Source organism: Snodgrassella sp. B3837, assembly GCF_026535955.1.
Taxonomy (GTDB): domain Bacteria; phylum Pseudomonadota; class Gammaproteobacteria; order Burkholderiales; family Neisseriaceae; genus Snodgrassella; species Snodgrassella alvi_E.
Genome location: NZ_JAFNPI010000019.1, coordinates 300,821 through 308,108, shown reverse-complemented (window position 1 = coordinate 308,108; position 7,288 = coordinate 300,821). Strand labels below are relative to the sequence as shown.

At 35.2% G+C, this 7,288-nt stretch carries 5 protein-coding genes; all 5 read left to right on the top strand.

Annotation, left to right across the window (positions count from 1 at the left end; genetic code table 11):
- The coding region (locus J3U67_RS08260; protein WP_267404699.1) for a hypothetical protein at window positions 1-191 on the top strand (191 nt) is incomplete at its 5' end.
- Window positions 192-292: 101 nt separating this feature from the next.
- Window positions 293-1,723, top strand: coding sequence for a UbiA family prenyltransferase (locus J3U67_RS08255; protein ID WP_267391496.1), 1,431 nt, complete (start codon window positions 293-295; stop codon window positions 1,721-1,723).
- 317 nt (window positions 1,724-2,040) lie between these two features.
- Window positions 2,041-4,368, top strand: coding sequence for a hypothetical protein (locus J3U67_RS08250; RefSeq protein ID WP_267391495.1), 2,328 nt, complete (start codon window positions 2,041-2,043; stop codon window positions 4,366-4,368).
- Window positions 4,369-4,735: 367 nt separating this feature from the next.
- Complete coding sequence (locus J3U67_RS08245; RefSeq protein WP_267391494.1) at window positions 4,736-5,923, top strand: M20 aminoacylase family protein; 1,188 nt, start codon at window positions 4,736-4,738, stop codon at window positions 5,921-5,923.
- Between the two features lie 38 nt (window positions 5,924-5,961).
- Window positions 5,962-7,242, top strand: coding sequence for an MFS transporter (locus tag J3U67_RS08240; RefSeq protein ID WP_267391493.1), 1,281 nt, complete (start codon window positions 5,962-5,964; stop codon window positions 7,240-7,242).
- The last annotated feature ends 46 nt before the right edge of the window (window positions 7,243-7,288 follow it).

Sequence of the window (7,288 nt, the reverse complement as noted above, 5' to 3'; positions counted from 1 at the left end):
AGGCAGTGATCTGCTCTGGCCTGTGCGAACTCCTGGGGCAGGCCGGTGGTTTCCCGGCCGAAGAGGAAATAGATTGCTTGCTTGCTGTTGCTGTAGTCAAATCCTGTGTGATAGCGGGTATAATTAGTATAAAATTATTAGGTATATATTTACTCATAACTGTTTCTAAATCAGGGAAACTTATTCTTTAATTGTTTGATATCTGATTTAATCAAGATAAATAATCTATATGTTGATGGTATTGACAGTTATATATAAAATTATTTTTTGTTTGATTTGTTAAGGAAAAATAGTGCAAGAATCTAGTCATCCACTTGTAGTGGATTTAGATGGAACTTTAATTCTGACTGATTCGTTACATGAAACTTTAATAGCCTTGATTAAGATAAAACCTTATGTAATTTTTAAACTGATCAAGTTATGTTTTCATAGCAAGGTAGAATTAAAAAAATTTGTTTATGAGCAGACAGGTTATCGTGCTGAACAAATGCCTTATCGCCAAGAACTACTCGAATACATTTGGCATGAAAAACAAAATGGAAGAAAAATCTATCTAGCCACTGCTGCATATGAGGGTATTGCAGAAAAAACAGCTAACTATCTTCAATGTTTCGATGATGTTATTGCTACTAATTCTAGGCAAAATCTAAAAGGTATTAATAAACTCAATGCCATACAGGAAAAGATTGGTCAAGAATTTGTTTATGCCGGTGATAATGTTGCTGATTTAGTAATCTGGAAGGAAGCATGTGGTGCAATTGTAGTAGGAAAAAAAGTAAATCAATTAACTCTCAAGATTCAACAATCTGGAACACCTGTTTTAAAGAAATGGGAAAATACAGGTTTTAGCATCACTACTTGGATGAAAGCGATTCGCATACATCAATGGCTAAAAAATATTTTACTTTTTGTTCCTCTGTTAACTGCTTTTCAGTTCTTTGATTTGCATAAATTATTTACAACTTTTGTCGGATTTGTGGCTTTTTCTTTAGGTGCATCAGCAACTTATATCCTTAACGATTTATGGGACATAGAAAATGATCGTGTCCATAGTAATAAAATGCAGCGACCTTTCGCATCGGGAAAGTTATCAATCGTACAAGGTATAATAGCCAGTCAAGTACTATTAATCATTGCTGCTATTATTGCTATCAATATTTCTTGGATGTTTTTTAGTGTTTTTTTATTATATTTATTGATAACTACTATATATAGTTTGAGATTAAAACAAATTATATTGCTTGATATTATAATTTTGTCTGTTTTGTATACCATCCGAATTTTTGCTGGAGGTGTGGTTACAAATATTGATTTAAGCTATCCGCTTTTAGCTTTTTCAATTTCCATTTTCTTAAGTCTAGCTACAGTTAAACGTTGTACTGAGCTGATTGCTATGCCAGATGAAAAAAAAGTAATTGCTGGTAGGGGTTATATTAAATCTGATTTGGATATACTTTGGCCTTTGGGTATAAGCACCTATATCGGAGCCATTATTCTATTTGGTTTATACATCACTGCGTCTGAAACAATTGTTCTTTATCATGTCCCCGCTTTATTGTGGTTGGTGCAGCTCCTCATGATTTATTTGATAGGTAACTTATGGATGATGACAAAACGTGGTTTGATGAATGAAGATCCAATTGTTTTTTTAATTCAAGATAAAAAAAGCCTAGCTTTGCTGGCTTTAATTATAGGTATCATATTATTGGCTAGATATTTATAAATTTAGAAAGTGGAAGAGTTGCAGAAATATTTTCTACTTGCTGTTATTAATTCTAGAATACCGTTATAAGCCATTTTAGTACATTTCAATTCCGAACTATTTGTTTAGCAGGTTCATACTGGATTCAATATACTTGGCGTATCATTTTTGATGATTTTGTATAACGCACCTATTCAAAGTATTGTTCGCGAACGTTGATTAAAAGTTTATGTTAGATACTGGTAAGGTAATTCGATAATTTGTATGAATTCTGTCTAGTACCGATATTGAGTGATATGTACCGATTGTAATAATCTTAAAGATTCGGATAAAAATCGATGAACCAAAATAAAATTAACCTTAAACAGGCTCTGTTATTTTCTACATTATATGCTATTACTGTTATAACTATTTGTTGTTTGTTTCAGAACGATTTTTTTTGTGTTGATGATGCCGAATTTGAAATGCTGGGTTTTTTCAGACAGATGGGTCATATATGGTCACAGGGTAAAATACCTTTAATTGTTGATTCGATGTATTTTGGCGGTAATGAAGTGATTGATTTAGATAGAGGAATTTTTTTGCCGCAAAATATTCTCGTTTCTCTCATTACTTCCAAGTTTGATGATATTCAGTTACCTGGACGGGTATTAGCTTTCATTAATATTGTATTAGTATGCCTTTCGTCTTTGTCTATTGCTAAAACGTTCAAACTGCAAAATTGTTATGCTTATGCATTTGCTAGTTTAGCTGTGATTCAGCCAATTTTTCTTTATCAGTATTTAGGTGCATGGTGGAATGCAGCTAGTGGGCAGGCTTGGGCCATGGTTTCTATTGCCACTTTTTTGTTACTTCTAAATCATTTTTCTAAAACAAATATTGTTTTAAATTTTATTTCAGTCATTTTTTTGTTAGCAGCTGGCTGGCCACATGGTGTCATCGGTTACGTTGTTTTTGTTGTAGTCAGTGTAGCTTATCAACTGAAACAATCTAATGGATTGCAAAAAGCATTTTATTTAAGTTTACCTACCGTTTTGGCTTTTATTTTTGCTTTTCCTATTTATTCTGAATATATTTTTTCTCATGAGTTAATTAACCGAGTTAGTGGATTTGATAACCAAAATAAAGCTTTTATACCGTCTTGGGCAACAATCATTATGGGTTTTTTCCCTACATTTTATGATTACATGACTTATTTTAGCTATAAATTAATACTCATTCCTTTAGGTTTTTCAACTTTATTCGTACCAATAGTTTTTTTTTACTACAATGTGAAATCATTATGGCAAAAAAATGACAATTTAAAAATATTTTTGACTTTAATGATTGCGTTTTTTGTTTTGTCACAAATGCCCAGTCAGTTTGGACCTTTTCGCTGGCCTTTTCGCTTTTTACCTTTTCTAAGTTTATTTGAGTGTTTAGCTGTATTCTATATTTTGCAATTTGCTCAAGGTATAAATGAGAAAGGTATAAAATTAAATAAAAAAATTTCTTTTGTTTTATACATTATCTTGGGCTGTTTTTTTCTTGGATTACCTTTTTATGCCGGATTTGATACATTCGCGCTGATTTTATGTTTTATATTAATTTTATTTTTATTGGAGCGCGATTCATTTTTTTTAAATAAAAGTATTTTGGCAAATTTGAATAAGAAATATTTGTGTTTTATTCTTTTATCGTCAATATTTGTTTTTTTTAATTCTTGGAATCTCCATCCTATTTTTGTTGTGTTGCAGATTTTTTCAATTTGGTTACTTTTATTGAGCCCTATGTTTATAAAGAGAAAAAGCTCATTTTCAATGGTAGGGTTAAGTTTATTAATACTATTAATTATATTAAATGGATTGCCAACTTTGGGTGGCTATTATTCGAGACATACTGATTTAGCAGAGCAAATTAGTTTACCTAAAAATGTCAATTTGGAAGGCTATGTTTTATCGCTTCCAGATAATACTAATTTAAAACAGATTAGACAATTTAATGATATTGCTTCTGCTCTGTTTGGTTTTTATGGTATTAAATCAATAAATGGTTATACTCCGGTTGGTAATAAAAGATTAGATAAGATTCTGCCTGCAAATAAAACTTCGCATGGTATTTTCAAGCCTGAGATGTCTTTAAAGAATATTTTGCAATTATCTGACAAATCTCATGTTTGTCAGGCTGAGTTGATGCGTATTAGCACAATTATTGTAGATGAAGCTAAATATTCTGCTTTTAGTTCTCAGTTTAAGCAATGTGGATACACTGTGGTTCAATTTGCAGGAAGTAGGCATGATCTTTATGTTTCTTTACCGTTAGACAAAACTATAGGATGGAACAGAAATTCTCCTTTTGTATTTCCTAATATTGCGGGCGTTAATGTTTTATCACATCAGAATAATATTGATTTAATTAGAATCCCAGAACATAAAGAGGTGTTAACTCTTATTTTTCCTCGCTTATGGTGGTTTGGTTATACTGCAAAAATTAACGATCACTCTTTACCTGTTGTTGCGGATGATTCAGGATCTTTAGTGCAAGTTTCAGTCCCACCACAATGGAATGGTGTGTTAAAGCTTAGTTATTTTCCTGTTACTTGGCGCTATGTTTGGGTTTTACCTTTGGTTGCCATGTTTGCGCTAATTTTATTATTGATATTTAATAGAGATATGAAATTTAGGTAGAATATTGAATTTTTGTTAGAATTTAATATTCTGATATATATTAAAAGCTGGATAATACGTTTTTAATGTTTAAATGCACTTTATATTTTGATGTAAAGTGCATTTTTTCTTTTAATTTTTTTGGATATTAAACTATCAATTAACAACTTAATTTTAATATTGTTGGAAATAAATTTAAGTTATTAGTTTGATTTTTGGTTATAAATATGTAATCTATTTAAATAAATCATATATTTATATAATAAGTTCTTAATAATTAGTGTCAATAACATCAAATTCTGTTTTTAATTATTCTTTTTTGTCAATGAAAATCATGTTTGTTAAGCTATAATCCTTTCTTTTAAAGAATATGTGTAAGGGTATGTTTATGAAAGCAGTTAGGGAAATGGTAGAGGCTGAATTGGATACTTTTGTTCAGCTGCGTCATGATATTCATCAACACCCTGAGCTGGCTTTTGCTGAAAATCGCACCAGTGATCTGGTTGCTGGTATGTTGGAGCAATGGGGTTATCAAGTTGAGCGAGGAATTGGGGGCACCGGTTTAGTTGCCCAGCTTCGTGTTGGTGATGGTTCAAAGAGTGTTGGTATTCGTGCTGATATGGATGCGCTTCCGATTCTGGAAGAAAGTGGTGTGACGCATTCGAGTAAACATGAAGGGAAGATGCATGCCTGTGGTCATGATGGGCATACGACGATGTTGTTGGCAGCAGCGAAAGTGCTGGCAAGTAGAAAGGCGTTTAATGGAACGCTGAATTTGATTTTTCAGCCGGCTGAAGAGTATGGTAAATCGGGTAGCGGCGCAATGCAGATGATTGCTGACGGCCTTTTTGAAAAATATCCGTGTGATGCGGTATATGGTATGCACAATATGCCTGGTTATCCTCAGGGTGAATTGCATTTTTATGATGGCTGGATGATGGCTTCTTCTGATGTGGCTACGATTACGGTTAAAGGGGTAGGTGGTCACGGGGCGAAACCGCATAATACGCACGACCCTATTGTGGCTGCTTCTTCTATTGTGATGGCTTTGCAGACGATTGTGTCTCGTAATGTAAATCCGCTTGATTCGGCGGTTGTGACTGTGGGTATGTTCCATGCAGGGGTGGCCAATAATGTAATACCGGAACAAGCTGAATTAAAGCTGACTGTGCGTTGTTTTAAGCCGGAAGTACGTAAGATGTTGCAGGAGCGTATTGAGGCTATAGCTCAGGCTCAGGCACAAAGTTTTAATGTAGTGGCTTCTGTGGATTATCAACATGGTTATGCGCCTGTATTTAACACGAGTAAAGAAACACAATTTGCCCGTGATGTTGCCCGTGCTGTGGTTGCGGAAGAAGATATTGTTGACCAGACGCAACCTATGGCAGGTAGTGAAGATTTTGCGTTTATGCTGGAAAAGTGTCCGGGAAGTTATTTATTTATTGGTAATGGTCTGAAGGAAAAGGATGCTGCTTCTGGTTTTGATCTGCATAATCCTTATTATGATTTCAATGACAAGAATATTGCTATTGGTGCCACTTACTGGGTGGCGCTGGCAGAACGATTTTTAAAATAATTCTGTTTTGATTTTTTATTTTATCAGGGAGTTTTGATATGAATACAGGCCAAGAGGCTGTTGAACACAAGAAGCCACCGGCGAAAGCGATAGCTGCGGCAGTAGCGGGTAATGCACTAGAATTTTACGATTTTATTATTTATTCGTTTTTCTCTGTTTATATTGCAAAGTCTTTTTTTCCAAATGATGATAAATTTATCAGCTTGCTGACTGCTGTGGCTGTTTATGGTGTAGGTTTTTTTACTCGTCCTCTTGGTGGACTGTTAATTGGTACTTATGCAGATAAAAAAGGGCGAAGAGCGGCCATGATTTTAACGGTAACGTTAATAACGATTGGTACGCTGGGACTGGCTGCTACGCCTAGTTATGAAAGTATCGGTATTGCTGCACCAATTATTGTGCTGTTGGCTCGTCTAGTACAAGGTTTGGCGCTAGGTGGAGAGGTTGGTCCGGCTTCGTCTATGCTTATCGAATCAGCGCCTCCTAATCAACGCGCTTTTTATGCCAGCTGGCAAATGGCTAGTCAGGGTATTGCAGTGGCTGTAGGCGGAGTGGTGGGTTATGTTGTTTCTGCTACACTGAGTTCCGAGCAGTTGGCTAGTTGGGGATGGCGTATACCATTTCTGGTGAGTCTGGCATTAATTCCGATTGCCGTTTATATTCGCCGTGCTTTACCGGAAACTTTGGAAAAACCAGCCTATCATAGTGATTCTCAGATAATAAAGATAATATTCACGCGTTATCGAAAAGAGGTTATTCTGGGTATTTTAGCTTTGATGTCGACTGCTATTACGGCTCAGGTTGGCAATTATATGACTACTTTTGCTATTAATACGCTTGAGTTGAATCCGGCAGTTGCTCAAATTAGTACTGTTTTGGGCGGGGTAATGATGTTTCTGTTTTCTCTGCTAGCCGGTTTTCTGGCTGATAAATATGGGCGCAAAAGTATTATGCTCTGGCCACGTGTGGCTTTGATGTTGCTGATTGTGCCAATGTTTTATATGTTGGTAAAAACTGAAAGTGTGGCAATGTTGTTGCTGGTGACGATGACAGTTACGTTGTTAACAGGAATGAGTGGTGCCAGTAGTTTGGTGGCAATTCCAGAAATGATGCCGATTGCGTTGCGCGCAACGGGTGTATCGTTAATTTATGCGATTGGCGTGACATTGTTCGGAGGTACGGCGCAGTTTGTGTTAACCTGGTTAATAGAGCATTTTGGTGCAGTCTCCCCTGCTTATTATGTGGTGGTTACCAGTGTATTTTCTATCATAGCGATGTTGATGATGCCAGAAACGCGCCATGTTAATGTAAAAGATTGATGGGAATTGATCTGATATAAAAAAGCCAGCAATTACTGCTGGCTTT

Coding starts and splice junctions, on each gene's coding strand:
- J3U67_RS08245 (WP_267391494.1), top strand. CDS start 4,736: ATGAAAGCAGTTAGGGAAATGGTAGAGGCTGAATTGGATACTTTTGTT.
- J3U67_RS08250 (WP_267391495.1), top strand. CDS start 2,041: ATGAACCAAAATAAAATTAACCTTAAACAGGCTCTGTTATTTTCTACA.
- J3U67_RS08240 (WP_267391493.1), top strand. CDS start 5,962: ATGAATACAGGCCAAGAGGCTGTTGAACACAAGAAGCCACCGGCGAAA.